The organism is Pseudarthrobacter sp. R1, from assembly GCF_024494415.1.
Classification (GTDB): domain Bacteria; phylum Actinomycetota; class Actinomycetes; order Actinomycetales; family Micrococcaceae; genus Arthrobacter.
Map to the genome: position 1 here is coordinate 159,226 of NZ_JAMKFI010000002.1, position 14,791 is coordinate 174,016.

At 63.4% G+C, this 14,791-nt stretch carries 13 protein-coding genes and 2 pseudogenes; 6 read left to right on the top strand and 9 right to left on the bottom strand.

The window, feature by feature from the left end; translation table 11 throughout:
- Nucleotides 1-304 precede the first annotated feature (304 nt).
- The gene (locus tag M8J71_RS02665) at nt 305-589 is read left to right on the top strand and encodes a hypothetical protein (RefSeq protein WP_256246468.1); all 285 of its coding nucleotides are present in this window, start codon (nt 305-307) and stop codon (nt 587-589) included.
- Between the two features lie 76 nt (nt 590-665).
- Here M8J71_RS02665 and M8J71_RS02670 read toward each other — a convergent pair whose 3' ends face one another.
- The 5 genes from M8J71_RS02670 to M8J71_RS02690 form a co-directional block, all read right to left on the bottom strand.
- On the bottom strand, nt 666-1,211 hold the full coding sequence (locus tag M8J71_RS02670; RefSeq protein WP_256246469.1) for an AMIN-like domain-containing (lipo)protein: 546 nt from the start codon (nt 1,209-1,211) through the stop codon (nt 666-668).
- A 572-nt stretch (nt 1,212-1,783) separates the two neighbouring features.
- Nucleotides 1,784-2,062 carry a hypothetical protein gene (locus M8J71_RS02675; protein WP_256246470.1) on the bottom strand — a complete coding sequence of 93 codons (279 nt, stop codon included), beginning with the start codon at nt 2,060-2,062 and terminating at the stop codon, nt 1,784-1,786.
- 798 nt (nt 2,063-2,860) lie between these two features.
- Entirely contained in the window at nt 2,861-3,448 is a 588-nt protein-coding gene (locus M8J71_RS02680) for an RBBP9/YdeN family alpha/beta hydrolase (protein ID WP_256246471.1), read from the bottom strand.
- A gap of 256 nt (nt 3,449-3,704) precedes the next feature.
- On the bottom strand, nt 3,705-4,748 hold the full coding sequence (locus M8J71_RS02685) for a hypothetical protein (protein ID WP_256246472.1): 1,044 nt from the start codon (nt 4,746-4,748) through the stop codon (nt 3,705-3,707).
- 222 nt (nt 4,749-4,970) lie between these two features.
- Nucleotides 4,971-6,608: a GMC family oxidoreductase gene (locus M8J71_RS02690; RefSeq protein WP_256246473.1), complete on the bottom strand. Its 1,638-nt coding sequence runs from the start codon at nt 6,606-6,608 to the stop codon at nt 4,971-4,973.
- Nucleotides 6,609-6,819: 211 nt separating this feature from the next.
- Here M8J71_RS02690 and M8J71_RS02695 point away from each other — a divergent pair, with 211 nt between their 5' ends.
- Nucleotides 6,820-8,007, top strand: coding sequence for an integrase catalytic domain-containing protein (locus M8J71_RS02695; RefSeq protein WP_256246474.1), 1,188 nt, complete (start codon nt 6,820-6,822; stop codon nt 8,005-8,007).
- A gap of 925 nt (nt 8,008-8,932) precedes the next feature.
- Here the strand turns inward: M8J71_RS02695 and M8J71_RS02700 are convergent.
- The 4 genes and pseudogenes from M8J71_RS02700 to M8J71_RS02715 form a co-directional block, all read right to left on the bottom strand.
- Nucleotides 8,933-9,892: a ferritin-like domain-containing protein gene (locus M8J71_RS02700; protein WP_256246475.1), complete on the bottom strand. Its 960-nt coding sequence runs from the start codon at nt 9,890-9,892 to the stop codon at nt 8,933-8,935.
- 215 nt (nt 9,893-10,107) lie between these two features.
- The gene (locus M8J71_RS02705) at nt 10,108-10,455 is read right to left on the bottom strand and encodes a hypothetical protein (protein WP_256246476.1); all 348 of its coding nucleotides are present in this window, start codon (nt 10,453-10,455) and stop codon (nt 10,108-10,110) included.
- Between the two features lie 71 nt (nt 10,456-10,526).
- Nucleotides 10,527-10,877, bottom strand: a complete 351-nt coding sequence (locus M8J71_RS02710; protein ID WP_256246477.1) for a hypothetical protein — start codon at nt 10,875-10,877, stop codon at nt 10,527-10,529.
- A gap of 254 nt (nt 10,878-11,131) precedes the next feature.
- A pseudogene (locus tag M8J71_RS02715) lies at nt 11,132-11,362 on the bottom strand (IS1380 family transposase); the annotation flags it as partial.
- Between the two features lie 28 nt (nt 11,363-11,390).
- Between M8J71_RS02715 and M8J71_RS02720 the strand changes: the two are divergent.
- From M8J71_RS02720 to M8J71_RS02735, 4 genes and pseudogenes are all read left to right on the top strand, one after another.
- A pseudogene (locus tag M8J71_RS02720) lies at nt 11,391-12,098 on the top strand (HNH endonuclease signature motif containing protein); the annotation flags it as partial.
- 102 nt (nt 12,099-12,200) lie between these two features.
- Nucleotides 12,201-13,277 (top strand): dehydrogenase, encoded by a 1,077-nt coding sequence (locus M8J71_RS02725; protein ID WP_256246478.1) that lies wholly within the window; start codon nt 12,201-12,203, stop codon nt 13,275-13,277.
- A 4-nt stretch (nt 13,278-13,281) separates the two neighbouring features.
- Complete coding sequence (locus M8J71_RS02730) at nt 13,282-13,680, top strand: 6-pyruvoyl trahydropterin synthase family protein (protein ID WP_256246479.1); 399 nt, start codon at nt 13,282-13,284, stop codon at nt 13,678-13,680.
- 2 nt (nt 13,681-13,682) lie between these two features.
- The gene (locus tag M8J71_RS02735) at nt 13,683-14,759 is read left to right on the top strand and encodes a glycosyltransferase family 4 protein (RefSeq protein WP_256246480.1); all 1,077 of its coding nucleotides are present in this window, start codon (nt 13,683-13,685) and stop codon (nt 14,757-14,759) included.
- Nucleotides 14,760-14,791 lie beyond the last annotated feature (32 nt).

Here is a 14,791-nt window from a genome sequence, read left to right on the forward strand (position 1 = left end):
TTCCTCGTGGTCCACGACTTCCAGGAAGCACCGCGCCTGAGGGTCATAGGACTTGGCGGCCAGGCCGATACTTGACCACGTTCTGTCAGGACTGATGTCGATGCACCGTCGAAGCCGGCGGGGTGGAGGTTTGAACTGATCGCGATGGGACGGTTGGCGAGCGTGGAGGACCTGCCCAGGCACAGCAAGGGGGGCAACAGTGAGTGGGGACGCTGCATCGGGCTGCGAGTCTTGATAGCAACAGCCCCCTAGACACGCCCCCAGGCTCCACAAGACTGTCAGTACCCGGGAGCACCATGGAGCTATGACGGCTCCAACTGTTGAGGCGGCGATCCATGAACTGATGGATCTTGCCTGGAATCTTGTCTATGACCTGCTCCAGGAGCGGGGCCTGCTCGGTGACGGGTTGTTCGTCGAGGAGTACACCGGGATCCATTCCTGGGTGGAAGACCTCACCCGATACACCGTCGTTCACTCCCGGGAGGTTGCGGTTCTGTTCGTGGACACCCGGCCCATGGACGCCATTGCCTTCCACCGTAACCTCCTGGGCGCCGAAGACCCGAAGAGCTTCTTCAGCCTTCCTGGGTAGTCTCTGGCTGGGAGGCCGGGGCGCACAAAAAGGTGCCGTGCCCCGGTTCAGCGGCGTGCGGCAGCTTTTGGATCCGTCACCACGAGTGGGCGACGTCCACGATCAGCCGGGAGCCTGACCCTGGTCCCTCGAGGGTGAAGGCCCTGAAGGGCAGTCGGGCACGGACGCCCAGGCCGATGCTGGTGGAACCTTCGAAGCTGTTCGCATAGACGACTTGCCTGAAGGTCTGGTAGCTGGCCACGTTGGACAGCTCGGCCTTCGCGGCCGGGTTGTAGGTGACGTTGCCGTTCTGGTCAGAGGAGGGTGCGTTCACGACGATCTGCAGGCGTGCGTTGCCGTAGACCGGGATCGTGAAGCCGGTTCCGTCCTGGATGATCTCGGGGACGTACCGGACTGTGTAGCCCTTGGTGGGGCCGTTGAGGTCGACCACCATCCGGTCGAAGCAGGGTTGCTGCCCTGTCCGGACGTTGGTGACGGATGCTGAGCTCATCTCGGGCGCGGTCTTGTCCTGAGATCCCCATGCGAGCCCGCAATAGGAGGCTGCCGAGGCGGGCCCCGGAGCCACGATGCCCAGCCCAACGGCCGCCAGAAGCGCCGTGAGCCAGAGTAGGAGTTTTTTCATTGGGGTGCCATTCAGAGAGGTGGAGCGGGTGAATAGCTCAAGACTAGGGAGTGCCAGACCCCGGAAACGAGGGCTGTTGCCGCTTCGGGGTACAACCGTAAGGAACGCTGCAGCCGGGTCACGCGCCAGTAAATTCCGGGGCTATTTGTCGGCCGTCTTAACCGTTTCGGTGCCGTTTTCTGTACCCGGCCGTAATGCTGGTAACGACGCCGGGACAGGACAAAACCCCGAATAAGCGTGATTCCGGGGCCTGAAGGGTAACTCGTTCGTACTCGCGGTTGAGCAGTCAGTGCAACCGCGGCGCAGGTGCTCCTTCGCCTTGTGGACGCGGAGCTAATCCGACGCTCTGCGTCCCCTGGCGGCATCATTCCTCCCGCGCCACACCCCAGCAGTGAGGAACCCTGTCCGGAAGCCGGCTAGAACCACCTGCTGCCCCAAGGACGTGGCAGCAGGTGCTGTCGGCCCCGAGCAGGGAGGGCCGCCGCCGTGGGCCGGTTCCAGTGGTTGGGGGGGGCCGGCCCATGGTCGTCACTGTGAGGACACGCTCCCTGTAGCTCCGGACGGATACCTCATCACAGCGGCGCCGCAGTGTGCGGCCTGGGCAGCAAGATTTGGTCACTGGGCTGCCTGTCCGGCCGGTCCAGGATCCATGAACTGTCCTGGGTTGGCCGCGGCTTGGTTCGCCGCAGCTTCCGTACCAGGAGGGCGAAAGGCAGCAACAGCAGCTGCAGGATCCCGGCCGCTATCAGTAGCAGCACAAAGAGGACGAGGTACGGCAGGTAGATGACGAAGATGCCGACTAGGACGGCAAGGTATCCCATGCTGAATCCGAAGATCGTTTCGGCGTTCAACGGTTGCTCCCAAGAGTTATCCGGAGTGGTGGGTGGTGCCGCTGCCTCGTGCCGGGGGGCGCAGCCTTCGAGGGCGTCCAGCAGCGCGGTTTCGGTGACTACGGGCCCGCCATGGCCTCACATGGTGGCTCATCCCTCCCGTGGCCGAGGCGACCAGCGTTGACCCGTTGCGTCTGCGGCGAAGATGGAGGACGGCAATGGCGGTCAGGCCGATCCAGGCAAATGCCGCACCGAGGACAAGGAGCACTGCTGGAAGCGTGTCCACTGCGACACTTCTCCTAGGAAGGGTTCGGCTGTTGGCCCGGTCGGCACGGGTCATTGATGGTGCGGGCATTTGCCCAGGCTGAACCGCGGAGTTCAGAGGTGCGCAGGGGAGGCGCGCGTCTGCTCCTGAAGGGCAGACGTGTCCTGGAGTTGGGGTATTTGGGGGCTGTCACAGCGGTCTCCGGATGAGCTGATTCCGGGCCTGCCGCCGGACTTAGTTGAGGTATAGCGCGGGGTCCGGCCGTAGTCAATAGCGGCGGTCCCTGCCTCTGCGCCGGCTCACGGAAACCAGCCCAAGCATCGTCACCGTCTACATCATGGCACCACCTAAGGAACTGTCCAGAATCTTTTTGGGCGTCAGGGCGGCGGGAGGTTGATCAAATTCTCGAAAAATACCGGCTTGATGAACCCGCGGGCACGGAATTGGCCAGACGGTCCGGCCAATTCATATCCGGCTGCCGACCGGGCAGATCCGCCGCATCAACACCCCATAATGACCACCAGTGCAGTCTAGGGGCTTCTTCCCGGAAGCCCCTACGTGGACCGAATCAGGTCAAGCAGAGCCGGCAGCCTTGTGACGCCATCTTCTGCCATGAAGTGTCCTGCTCCCGGGTAGACCTGCAGACGTGCCCTTAGACGTCTGGCCAGGTCATCGGATGCTTCCGGCGGCACGAAAGGATCCGTGTCGGAGCGAAGTACTGTTCGTTCCCGAATGCTCGTAGCCACCCGCTCAACGGCAACGTCAGTTGCGAGGAAACCATTGAGTTCCGGCAATGCTTCCAATGGTTCAGTGAACCCGGCGACCAACACGAGACCACCCAGCTCCCAGGGTTCCGGCAGTGTCTCAAGTACCCGTAGGACGGTGACCACGCCGAGGGAATGTGCCACAACCACTGTTGTCGCATCCGGCACTCCTAGTGCCGTGCTGACCGCGTCCTCCCAGGCTGCTTTGCCAGGATCGTCCGGGTCGGGGAGAGGAACGACTGTGACTCCTATGTCTTCAGCTTCGAGGGCGCTTTGAAGCCAGGGGAACCAGTTTGCATCCGGAGACGATTGATATCCGTGGACGATGACGACGCGCTGGACGGGTCGAACCGGGACATTACTGGCGGGGTCGTTCATAGGCAAAGACTATAGAGGGTTCAGCTGGCATCCCGGTCATACGAGGGAGAATAGCGCCACCGTACGCCCGCGTCGCATGGGCGCCCCGGGTTTAGATTGCGCTGTTTTCCATTCGGACGCTGACGGTACACGACCTAACGCCTTAAGTCGTGACCGTAATGCCATTGGCGTGGTCACGGAATGCATCTGCTGACAGGGCGAAGGATCCCAGTCCTCGTCTTTAGTGCCCGACCCGGCGGTGATCGGAACCGAGGAATTAGCCTTGGTTTCGAGACCCGCTGTCAGTCTGCATTGCACCAGAAACGGGACGGAACTCCCATGTGTACGACCCGTCAGCTTTCAGGCTCATGCGCAGGTTGCCCCATGTGTCGCTGAACTTCTTCTGTACAAAGGCCGGGTTCGACACGAACGGCCGGGTACCGATCCCGCCAGTGGACACCTGGAACTGCTGCATCCCGTCCTCGACACACTGGTCCGCGTTGTTCACCGGGCAGGTCCGCTCGTAGTTGTGTGAGCCGCCCGAGAGTATGACCTTGACCCGGTTGGCCCAATACATGTCAATCCATGGCTTCAGGAAGGTGGGCCGGGGTTTGGACGTGTCACTGGTGAAATACGGATCGTGGGCCACGACCGCCAGGTTCTTACCGGCTGCCTTGGCCGCCTTCAGACCGGCGTCCATTTCAGCGGTCATCGCCTGCGCCCGCGAGGAGTTGTACTTCCACGTGGCCGTAGGCGCGACGAGGAAGTACCAGTTTCCCTTCTCGAATGAGTACCATTCAAGGGCATCCTGGAACCGTCCCAGATCAGTGCTCGTCGCGCTCTTGGTCGTGGACACGCACTGGCCGTCCATGTACTTGTCCAGGTCGTCAGTCACTCCGGGCTGAACGTCGTGGGTAGGCCCGGCGCTCCAGTATGTTTTGGCCTTGGCCGGACCCCACAACTTGTCATAGGCCGTGAGGGCCGCACAGGTGCCAAGGTCGTACTGGTAATCGCCCAGGCCGAGGAAGTTGTCCAGCGAACCGTCGTTGAGACCGGCGATGATGCTGGCCGCGTTCTTACCACTATGCGACGAGGTTGAGGTGTTCCCCGAGGGATTTATGTCACCCAGGGCGGCGAACTCAAACGAGTCACCGGCTGGCGGTGGTGGGGGAGGCGGAGTAGCACCGGGTGCCGTAGTAGGCGTGGCTGATGCTGATGTGGCTGCCGGCGCCGCCGTCGTTACTGTCGGTTGAGGTGAAGGGGCCGAGCAGCCGGCCAGGAAGATTGCCGCCACCCCAAGGTCGAGCAACTGTTTACGCATAAGTCACATGATAAGGACATCGCGCGGCGATGCCTATGCGACCTCTCCCAGAGACGTTGTGCGCGCAGCTCGTTTGCTGGCGCGTAGGGAAGCGAATGAGTTCTCCGCGCGCCATGGCGTGCCCGGTCAGGGTCGAGGGAGTGCCCTGAGACCTTCTAACGCCAGCCACGGTGTCCGGAACAGAACCTTTGGACTGTGGAGTCCGGGCTTCGCGTCCTTGTATCAGCCGGCCACCACCCTTGATGTCGTATCATGTGCGTCCTCGAGGATCATTTCGGCGGCCTTTTCCGCGATCATTATCGTGGGAGCCTGCGTGTTCGAACTGACGAGACGCGGCATGATCGAGGAGTCAACGACGCGTAATCCCTCAAGCCCATGGACCTTCAACCGCGGCGAGACGACCGAATCCTCTTTGGTTCCCATGGCGCAGGTGCCGACCGGATGGTACGAAGTGCGTCCGTAGGAGCGTACGAAATTCACGTATTCGTCGCGGGTTTTAACCGGGGTACCGTCGCCCATGCGCTCCGCTCGAATGAACGGAGCCATCGACGACTGCTCCATAATCTGTCGGCTCTGCTGCACGCCGGCGATGGCCATCTCGACGTCGTAGTCATCGGCCAGGTAGTTCGGATCGATGAGCGGTGCTTTTGCCGGGTCAGAGGACGCGACACGGACTGTCCCCCGGCTCCGGGGCCGTACAAAGTACGAGTTCAACGTTGCACCGAATCCGGGCCGCAGGGTTGGGCAGCCTACCTCCGCCCGCGCCGCCGGCAGGAAGTGGAACTGCAGGTCCGGCGTCTTCTCGTTCTTGTTCCCATAACTGAATCCGCCTGCCTCGACGACGGTTGAGGCGAACGGTCCGGAATGGAGGGTGAGGTACTCGAGACCGGCCATAATCGCTGCCGGGCTCACCCGGTTGAGCCGGTCCAGGCTGTGGTAGTCGGTGAGTTCGAAAATGACGTCGACAGCGCAGTGGTCCTGCAGGTTCTTACCGACACCTGGCAGGGGATGTATGGTGTCGATGCCGGCGGCGGCGAGGTCCGGCGAGTTACCGATACCCGAAAGCTGCAGCAGTTTGGGCGAACCGAAGGCGCCGCTCGCGACGATCACTTCGCGCTTGGCGCTGTACGTTCGTGCGCTGCCGCCTTCGAGCGCCCGAACCCCGACAGCTCGGCCATTCTTGATGATTACTTTCGAGACGATCACGTTAGTGCGAACCGTGAGGTTACGCCGCTTGCGGGCGGGTTTCAGGTAAGCGACGGCCGCGCTGCACCGGCGGCCGTTCTTCGTGGTCGTCTGGTAGAAACCGACGCCGTACTGCTCGGCACCATTGAAGTCGCTGTTGTAGGGCAACCCGAACTCGTGGCCCGCTTGCACGAAGGCCGCCGAGAGCTTGTGCGGATGTACAAGGTCAGATACTCCGAGCGGCCCCTGGGTTCCGTGGTGGGGTGCCGAGAGCCGGCTGTTCGACTCTGAGCGTACGAAGTACTGGGACACCTCGTCGGCGGACCAACCTTCGCATCCGTAGTCCGTGACCCACCCGTCGTAGTCCTCGGCCACGCCGCGAGTAAAAACCTGGGAGTTGATAGATCCACCGCCGCCGAGCACATGGCCTTGGCGGAGCGGAATACGACGGCCATTGCCGTGCTTCTGCGGGATGCTGGCATAGCCCCACTGATGCGGCCCGGTACTAAGTTTCGGAAAGCCGGCGGGCATGTGGATGAACAAATTGCGGTCGGTTCCGCCCGCCTCTAGCAGGAGGACGCTAACCGTGGGGTCTTCACTGAGCCTGCCGGCCAAGACACAGCCGCCGGTGCCGCCCCCGGCAATTACGTAGTCATATGCGCCGTCGTAGAACATCGAACCCCTCGGCTCATCGCTAACTGCACCGTAGCTTGAAGCATTCAGTAGAGTCTCTGGTCCCGCGGGGGATGATGTCAACCCCACGCGTTGACTCATCAAAGATGCCCGCGTAGCGGTATTCGAGGAATCATCTGAGAATGCCCGCGTAGCGGCGTGTCCGCCGGGGGTGGCGTCCGCCGTTTCGGCAGTGTGAGCCATGGAGCTTTCGATGAGTGAACGCAGGGCTGTCACCAAGGCGATTGCCACCCGCTATGCCCGCTCGGATCGGGCTGCGAAGAAGCAGGTGCTGGACGAGTTGTGCGCGACGACGGGATGGCATCGGGACCATGCCCGGAAGGCGTTGCGGCTGGCGCTGGTGCTCAGGCCCGTCCGGCCGCCGGCGCCGCGGTCTCCGCTGTACGGGGAGGCGGTGATCGAGGCGTTGCGGTTCTGCTGGGCGGTGCAGGGGACCCCGTGCGGGCGATTGCTCGCGGCCGCCCTGCCGGACTTGGTGCCGCGCCTGCGCCGGTTCAAAGAGTTGCAGATCGACGATGCCACGGCGGCGCAGTTGCTGCGCATCGCACCGGCGACCATTGACCGCCGGCTCAAGGCGGACCGGGTAAAACTTGATCCCCGGGGCCGGTCCCACACCAAGCCGGGAACACTGCTGAAGGACTCCATTCCAATGCGGACCTGGGCCGAGTGGGACGACGCGGTGCCGGGGTTCGTGGAGATCGATCTGGTCGGCCACGAGGGCGGCAACAGCAGGGGCGAATTCTGCTTCACGCTGGACATCACCGACATTGCCACCGGCTGGACCGAGACCAGGTCGGTCAGGAACAAGGCGCAGAAATGGGTGTTTGCCGCCATCAAAGACGCGACCGCCGCGTTCCCGTTCCCGATCCTCGGCATCGATTCCGATAACGGCTCAGAGTTCATCAACTGGGAGCTGCTGACCTGGTGCAAGCAGGAGAACCTGACGTTCACCCGGTCCCGATCGGGGAACAAGAATGACGGGGCGCATGTGGAACAGAAAAACTGGCACATCGTCCGTCAGACCGTCGGCTACCACCGTTACGACACCGCCGGCCGAGCTGGACTTGCTGAACCAGATCTGGGCGCTTCAGCGGCTGCTGACGAATCATTTCGGGCCGCAGCAAAAGCTCCTGGCGAAGGTCCGGACCGGCGCGAAAATCAGCAAGACCTACGACCAACCCGCAACTCCGTTTCAACGCGTCCTGGCCGCTACCGGCACCGTCTCCCGGGACGTGCAGGCACGGCTGCGGCGGGAGAACAAACCCCTGAACCCTGCAGCCATCCAGCGTCAGATCCAGGCACTAAACGCCGGACTCCTGGCGCTGACCAGCGCGAAACAGGGCACCAAAGCCCAGCCCGCTATCCGGGCAAAACCAAATGATTTCCGCGAAATAACGAAGGCGGGCATCTTGACATGATTCCTCGGGCCCCCGGTTTTCTATCACAAAATTCGGACTGCAGGTGAAGGCGGTCCTCTTGTCCTCACTCGCGCGTATTCCTGTCTACCTTTTCCTTGGTCCTCAGTGCCGCCCCGTGCCCATCGCGATCGCCAAGAGGGCGCTGCGGCTACGCAGACCTGATGTGCGGGGGGAGTTCCACGGTGGCGGGGTCGAGTTCGGGCCTGGCGCGCAGGAACTTGAGAGGGTGCCGGAAGGCCTGACCGGACCACGCGACGTCGGCGGCGACTTCGGACGACGAAGGGTTCGACAAGCGTGAGTTTCACAGGGCCCCTATCTTTGCTGAACCTGTTCAGCGCCGTTTCGGTGATCTCCTCGGGCCACGGGTGGCCAGGCTCTGCCGGAAACAGATATGGGGCCAGTTCACGCGCAACGCGGGTGGAGAGCGGCATGGAGCGCCCAACGATGCGCAGCTTCCCCTCCACCGGCAGGCCGGCGACGATCGCCTGAGCTTGGGACAAGGACTCAATGACCGCCCCACAGACAACATCCGTATTGAACCACTGAGCAGACAAGCCCTGACCGCACGCTGGAACCCAGGCCGTTGAAGCCATGGCCAAACACCTCGAAGCACAGGACAACGGCTCAGAATAGGCCACTCACGGCACCCGACCCGCTGTGCCCCGGACAAAGCACGGGGATAGTAAAGCCGTGACCTGGAAACCCATCGCAGGAGCGATCTCCGGTGTCCGGCGCACGACTATAGCCGTACCGCGCCTCACTCGGAGCCGATGTCCTTTGGGTGCTGAGTACTTCTCTTCTTAGCTGGCTGTTCCGGGGGTTTCGTTATCCCCGGAACAGACAAAGCCAGCCACAGCGTGTGCGCTTACGGCGTTGGTATACGTGGTCTTAGTCGTTGTCGTTATCACCGCTGGTGTTGATGCTTCCGTTCACACCTGCCGGGAAGAAACCGCCCGAGGTGACCTCCTCCGAATCCAGGTAGGCGATGTTCAGCACTTGGGCCGCGGTCCGGCTGAAGGCCAGGCCGTTCGCGTCAGTGGGAACGAGGTTGGCCATAGCTGATGTGGCGATGCCCTGATCCAGATCCGTTGTCCCGTCCAGGCTGTCCCGGGCATCCGAAATCTTCTGCACCGTGGTGTAAATCGCAGGCGTCTCGACCCCCAGGGCGTAGAGGGTCGTACGGATGATCCCTGCGTGGTAGGCCTCCACAGCCAACAACCCGGCGGCGGCTTCAAGGTACGTCTTGTTCCTGATCAGCGGGGCCGCGCCCTTGTAGGCCGTCACGCCGACGTCTTCGAAGATGAACGCCCCGAAGAGGAAGTTCACTTCGTTGGCGTAGACATCGAACTTATCGTGGGCACCGATCAGCCCTGCAGCCCTGGCGGCGGCGGTGAAGCTGTCGTCGAGACTGATTTTCGGCCGTGACACCGCCGCAGCTCCCAGGGCGCTGCGCAGGAACGCGACGTGGGTTTTTTCGTCCGCGGCAATTTCCTCGGCATACTTTTTGATCAGGGGGCTCTTGAAGTGCACCGCGCGCCCACCGATGACCGGGCCGCGTTTCCCCGTGCCGGTGGTCATGCTGTCCGGCAAGCCCATGCCCGTGACAGCGCGGAGATAAAACTCGGCCTCCAGGTATTCCAGATTCAGGGCGAAGTTCAGGATCGCCCCGTCACTGGGCGCACCGGCCTCCTCCCCGGCAACGGCAGGCGACGCGGCCGCTGACGCGGCGACGAACGCCGCCCCGGCAGTCATACCGCTCAAGCCCGCGGCACGGAAAAACCGTCGACGGTCCACCGCGTTTTCGGCACTCCGGGAAATAGCATCAACAATGAAACGCTGTTCAAACATGAAAATTCTCCTGCCATTCACATGTAATGGCGGGGGCAGGACAAACTCCTATAGCGCACCCCAGCGCTGCGACGCCCTCGTCGCCACAGCCACAACGGCCATGATGACTGTCAGGGTACCCGCCCCGGCAACGATGCGGAAGAGAATCAACCCACCCCACCCGAAGAGGGTGGACCCTATTCCGGCATCCGCCCCGCCTCCCGGGGTAAACCGCCCTACGGCCGGTAGGGCGGGCATCGGGCGGCCCGTGCAGGGATTTTCACCGGTGAAGGCGCAGGGGGCAGCCCCGGGCCGGATGGTTTTTTCAGAAGAAAGCTCTTGAGGCTGCGGATGATTTCCTTCTTGGTGCGTCCCCTGGCCTGTTCGTTAGGCTTGTTGCCGGAGCTTCGCCGGCGGTGGCTTTCTTCAACACCGATTTCGTACCAGAGAATTGCTCTCGGATCTGGCGCGGGAGTATCGAGGTTTCGGTAGAGAGAATCCAGCAGCTGGGCCAGTTCTTCATCTGACAAGCTGGAGGTGACGCGTCCGGCCCCTTCGGGTCGCAAATCATCGCGAAGAGCCACGGGTCTGTCATCATCGCCCGATGCTTCTGCGGTGCGTCACGGTTGTCCTGCCGCCGTTCGAGCTCGCACTCCTACATCCGGCCGGCGGTAAGGTCAGCGTCGGAATTAGGATCGGCGCCGCTGTTGTCCTGCATGCTTAGCGGGGGTGCGGGTTCTTCCCGGGACGCTTGGATGGAGCGCCACACGGCTGCACCGGCTCCCGCCAGGGCCGCGAGGCCGCCGATCCACCACCATGCCTTCGACACGGAACGCCCGGCCCGGACAGGAATGGGGGCAGCGGCTTTCGGGCCAACATGCTTCAGCTGTTCCTGGACGCGGGGAGTAAGCGTCTCGACCCCGCCAGCAAGTTCCTCCGCCAACCGGCGCAATAGCGCTTGGACGCGCGGGGAGGCAGTTTCAATGCCTGTATCAAGCCCAGCCACCGCTCTTTGAACGGCGGCCTGAACTCCAGGGGTGGCCCATTCCCTGCCTTTGGCCAAATGACTCATGAGGTTTTCGGAGAGCCGATGAACGTGCCCGGGCTTAGCCTTGATCCACCGATCTGCTTGGGCGGCTGATCTGAAGTCGGTTTCGGGGGTCTTTCGGGCTGAGGGCATGGTGGGGTGTCGGGCCTCGCTGCCTTTCGTTGTTCCACTGTTGGTCCTGGTTGAGCCGTGGGGCTGGGTGGAGTGGGTGTTCAGGCGGTTTGAGGCGGCGGATAGATGTGGTTGAACAAGCTTTGCCACGGTATTTGCCAGGGCCAGGACACGGGTAGGTGGAGACGGACGCGCCGGGCGCTGGAAGCGATCCTGGCGGGGATGTGGATGAGTTTTCGGCGGATCGTGCCGGTCCTGGCCTTGCCGAGGGGTCCGGCGGCGAGGATCCCGGCGGTGCGGGTGAGGTTGTAGGCCATGACCGCGGCGACCAGCGAGGAAACCGGCCCCGGGCAGGGATCTTCGATCCGGGCACAGGTGCTGGTCACCGTGCCCGTGTTCTCCCTGCTGGGCCTGACCGACGAACCGGCGATGCTGGACGGGTCCGGACCTATCCCGGCGTCGATGGCACGGAACCTCGTCGGTGACGGGGCGGGCTCGTTTTACCGGGTGCTGGTGGATCCGCGGGACGGGGCTCCGCTGGAGATCGGCCGCACCAGCTACCGGCTGACCAAAGCGATGCGGAACTGGCTGCGGCTGCGGGACGGCAAGTGCCCGTTCCCCGGCTGCAACAACAACTCCCTGGACAACGAAGCAGACCACATCCTCGCCTGGCACAAAGGCGGCACCACCGGCATATCCAACCTCGGCCAACCCTGCCCGAAACACCACAAGCTCCGGCACATCAGCGGCTGGAAACCAACACCAACCACCACAACCGAACCACCCGGCTGGACCTCACCCACGGGCCGGCACTACAAAAGCGAACACCAGGACTGGGAACCACCACACTGGCCCGGAAGCATTGGAGAATCAGCCATGCCCAGCACTTATGGCTGCCCTGCTGAAGACGCTCTATTTCTGGAGCCCCCACTGGAGGAACCTCCGGGTGACAACTTCCTGGATCCGGACGATCTTCCGGCTGAGGACCCTCTTTGGGAAGACTTCTATGCCGCGCCGATCGTTTTGCCCCGAGACCCCTTCAGGGACTGGGAGTTGGCACTGACCTAGCAGAGCTTTTGGTGCAGCGTGCCCCGGGGCTAAGCGCAGCAACGCTGGATGAGGCCGTCAAACTTTCCCCGGCGCACGCAGGCAGCTAGATTCATCAGCAAGATGACTAATTCACGCGCGCCCATCAATGCAACGGCTTATTGGACCACAACCCGGGATCACGGCGAGCTCCGGTCGGAGGAGCTGGCGGCACCCGGTCCCGGCGAAGCGCTGGTCCGGGCCCTCTACTCCGGCATCAGCAAGGGCACCGAGATGGTGGTCCACCATGGCTTGGTCCCGCCGCGCGTCGCCAAGGAGATGCGGGCCCCGCATCAGGAGGGCCAGTTCCCGGGGCCAGTGAAGTTCGGCTACCTGTCGGTGGGAGTCGTGGAGAAGGGGCCGGCAGAGTGGATAGGCCAGCGGGTGTTCTGCCTGAATCCGCACCAGGACCGATACGTGCTGCCCCTTGATGCCCTCACCAAAATTCCCGACGGCGTCCCCTCGCAACGTGCTGTCCTCACCGGAACGGTGGAAACGGCAGTGAATGCCCTGTGGGAGGCCGGCCCGCGGCTGGGAGACAGAGTAGCCGTGGTGGGTGCCGGCCTGGTGGGCGGCATGGTTGCCACCCTGCTGAGGACATTCCCACTGCAGCGGCTTCAGCTCGTAGACGTGGACCCGGGGCGGAAGCAGCTGGCGGACGCCCTTGGCGTCGAATTCACCCACCCGGATGACGCCCTGGATGACTGCGACGTGGTGTTCCACTGCTCGGCATCCCAGGAAGGCCTAGAGCGCAGCCTCCAGCTCGCCGGCGATGAAGGCGACGTGATCGAAATGTCCTGGTACGCCAACCGGGAAGTCACACTGCCGCTGGGCGAGGACTTCCACGCCCGCCGGCTCTCAATCCGCGCGAGCCAGGTAGGAGTGGTGGCACGTGCCCGGCGCCACCGCAGGACCAATACCGACCGCCTGGACCTCGCCGTATCCCTGCTGACCGATCCGGTGTTCGACGCGTTTGTGACAGGTTCGTCGCCGTTCACCGAACTGCCCGACATTGTTCAGGGGCTCGCTGACGGCACGCTGGATGCGCTGTGCCATGTCATCGAATACCCCCAAGCCGAAAACCCGCAAGCCGAAGACCGGCAAGACCAGTACCCCGAAGATCAGCACGCCCAGGAACCTAACCGCGAAGAGCAGAGGTAGCCCATTGTTCAGCCTGACCGTCCGACGCCACTTCATGATCGCCCACAGCCTTCCGCGGGAGGCTTTCGGCCCCGCCCAGGCCCTGCACGGGGCCACCTTCGTCGCGGAGGTGGCCTTCCGCCGTCGGACGCTCAATGAAGACGCCATCGTGCTGGACATCGGCGCCGCCGGCACCATCATTGAGGAGGTGCTGGCGGGCTTGAACTACCGCAACCTGGACGAGCACCCTGACTTCCAGGGAAAGCTCAGCACCACCGAGGCGCTTGCTGAGTACGTCGCCCAGTCGGTTGCCAGCAAGATCAAGGACACAGACGACGGCCGCGAACTTGCGGGCATCGACGTCACCCTGCGCGAAAATCCGGACGCCTGGGCCACCTACTCGCTGGACCTCTCCGCCGCCTGACTATGCGCCCCATCCGGCTCCTCGTTCCTGCCAACATCCGGCACAACTCCGGCGGCAACGTGTACAACGCGCGCCTGGTGCAGGCCCTGCGGGCCCTGGGCGTGGACGTGGATGTGCTGGCAGTTGAAGGCTCCTGGCCGGAGTCCACTGCAAAAGAACAACGGCGGCTGGGCAGCTTGCTGGGCGCTTGGGAGCCGGAGGGGCACCACGGGTCCGTCGTGACCCTGGTGGACGGGCTGATTGCCATGGGTGCGCCGGACGAACTGGAGTTCGCGGCCAAAGCCCGGCAGGAGACCTGGGTGCTTGTGCACATGCCGGCCCCGTCGCGCCACGAGCTGGAGGCACGGGCCCTGCGGGCGGCATCGGGAGTGATCTGTACCAGCAGTTGGGCGTCCACCACCCTCGAAGCCCGCCACGGCCTTTCCGGGCTTCGGGTGGCCCTGCCCGGTACGGAGCCCGCACCCGTGGCCCAGGGATCCATTCCGCCGCACATCATCACCGTAGCCGCGCTCCTCCCGAACAAGGACCAGTTGCTGGCCGTAGAAGCACTGGCACGGATCCAGGAACTCGACTGGACAGCATCACTGGTGGGATCTGACCAGGCGGACCCGGAATACGCAGCCATCGTACGGGCCGCGGTCGCCGCACACGGCCTGGAAAACCGGGTGCGGCTAACGGGTGAGCTGAAAGGCCGGGCGCTCGAGGACGAATGGAACCGCGCAGACCTGAGCGTCCTGGCGTCCCAGGCTGAGGCTTTCGGCATGGTAGTCACGGAGTCGCTCGCCCACGGAATTCCCGTGGTTGTCCGCCAGGGAACAGGCGCCGTCGAAGCCCTGAGTTTTGCCGCGCCTGGAGCGGAGCCTGGAAAGCGGGCGGGCGTTCACCTTCCCGGAACTGCCGTAACTTTTCCGTCCGATACTGACCCTGGAAACCCTGCCCTGCTGGCTGAAATGCTGCGACGCTGGCTGCAGGACGGCGCAACCAGGGACACCTGGCGGGCAGCCGCGCTTGAGACGAGGAACCGCCTGCCGGGGTGGGAGCAGACGGCTGCGCACGTGCTTGACATCCTCGGCGGCTAAAGTTTCCACGCGAATCGGAACACGCACAAGCA

What these genes read in the sequence shown, in the direction of transcription:
- M8J71_RS02735 (WP_256246480.1), top strand. Translation starts at nt 13,683, where the DNA reads ATGCGCCCCATCCGGCTCCTCGTTCCTGCCAACATCCGGCACAACTCC.
- M8J71_RS02665 (WP_256246468.1), top strand. Translation starts at nt 305, where the DNA reads ATGACGGCTCCAACTGTTGAGGCGGCGATCCATGAACTGATGGATCTT.
- M8J71_RS02695 (WP_256246474.1), top strand. Translation starts at nt 6,820, where the DNA reads ATGAGTGAACGCAGGGCTGTCACCAAGGCGATTGCCACCCGCTATGCC.
- M8J71_RS02725 (WP_256246478.1), top strand. Translation starts at nt 12,201, where the DNA reads ATGACTAATTCACGCGCGCCCATCAATGCAACGGCTTATTGGACCACA.
- M8J71_RS02700 (WP_256246475.1), bottom strand. Translation starts at nt 9,892, where the DNA reads ATGTTTGAACAGCGTTTCATTGTTGATGCTATTTCCCGGAGTGCCGAA.
- M8J71_RS02685 (WP_256246472.1), bottom strand. Translation starts at nt 4,748, where the DNA reads ATGCGTAAACAGTTGCTCGACCTTGGGGTGGCGGCAATCTTCCTGGCC.
- M8J71_RS02680 (WP_256246471.1), bottom strand. Translation starts at nt 3,448, where the DNA reads ATGAACGACCCCGCCAGTAATGTCCCGGTTCGACCCGTCCAGCGCGTC.
- M8J71_RS02670 (WP_256246469.1), bottom strand. Translation starts at nt 1,211, where the DNA reads ATGAAAAAACTCCTACTCTGGCTCACGGCGCTTCTGGCGGCCGTTGGG.
- M8J71_RS02690 (WP_256246473.1), bottom strand. Translation starts at nt 6,608, where the DNA reads ATGTTCTACGACGGCGCATATGACTACGTAATTGCCGGGGGCGGCACC.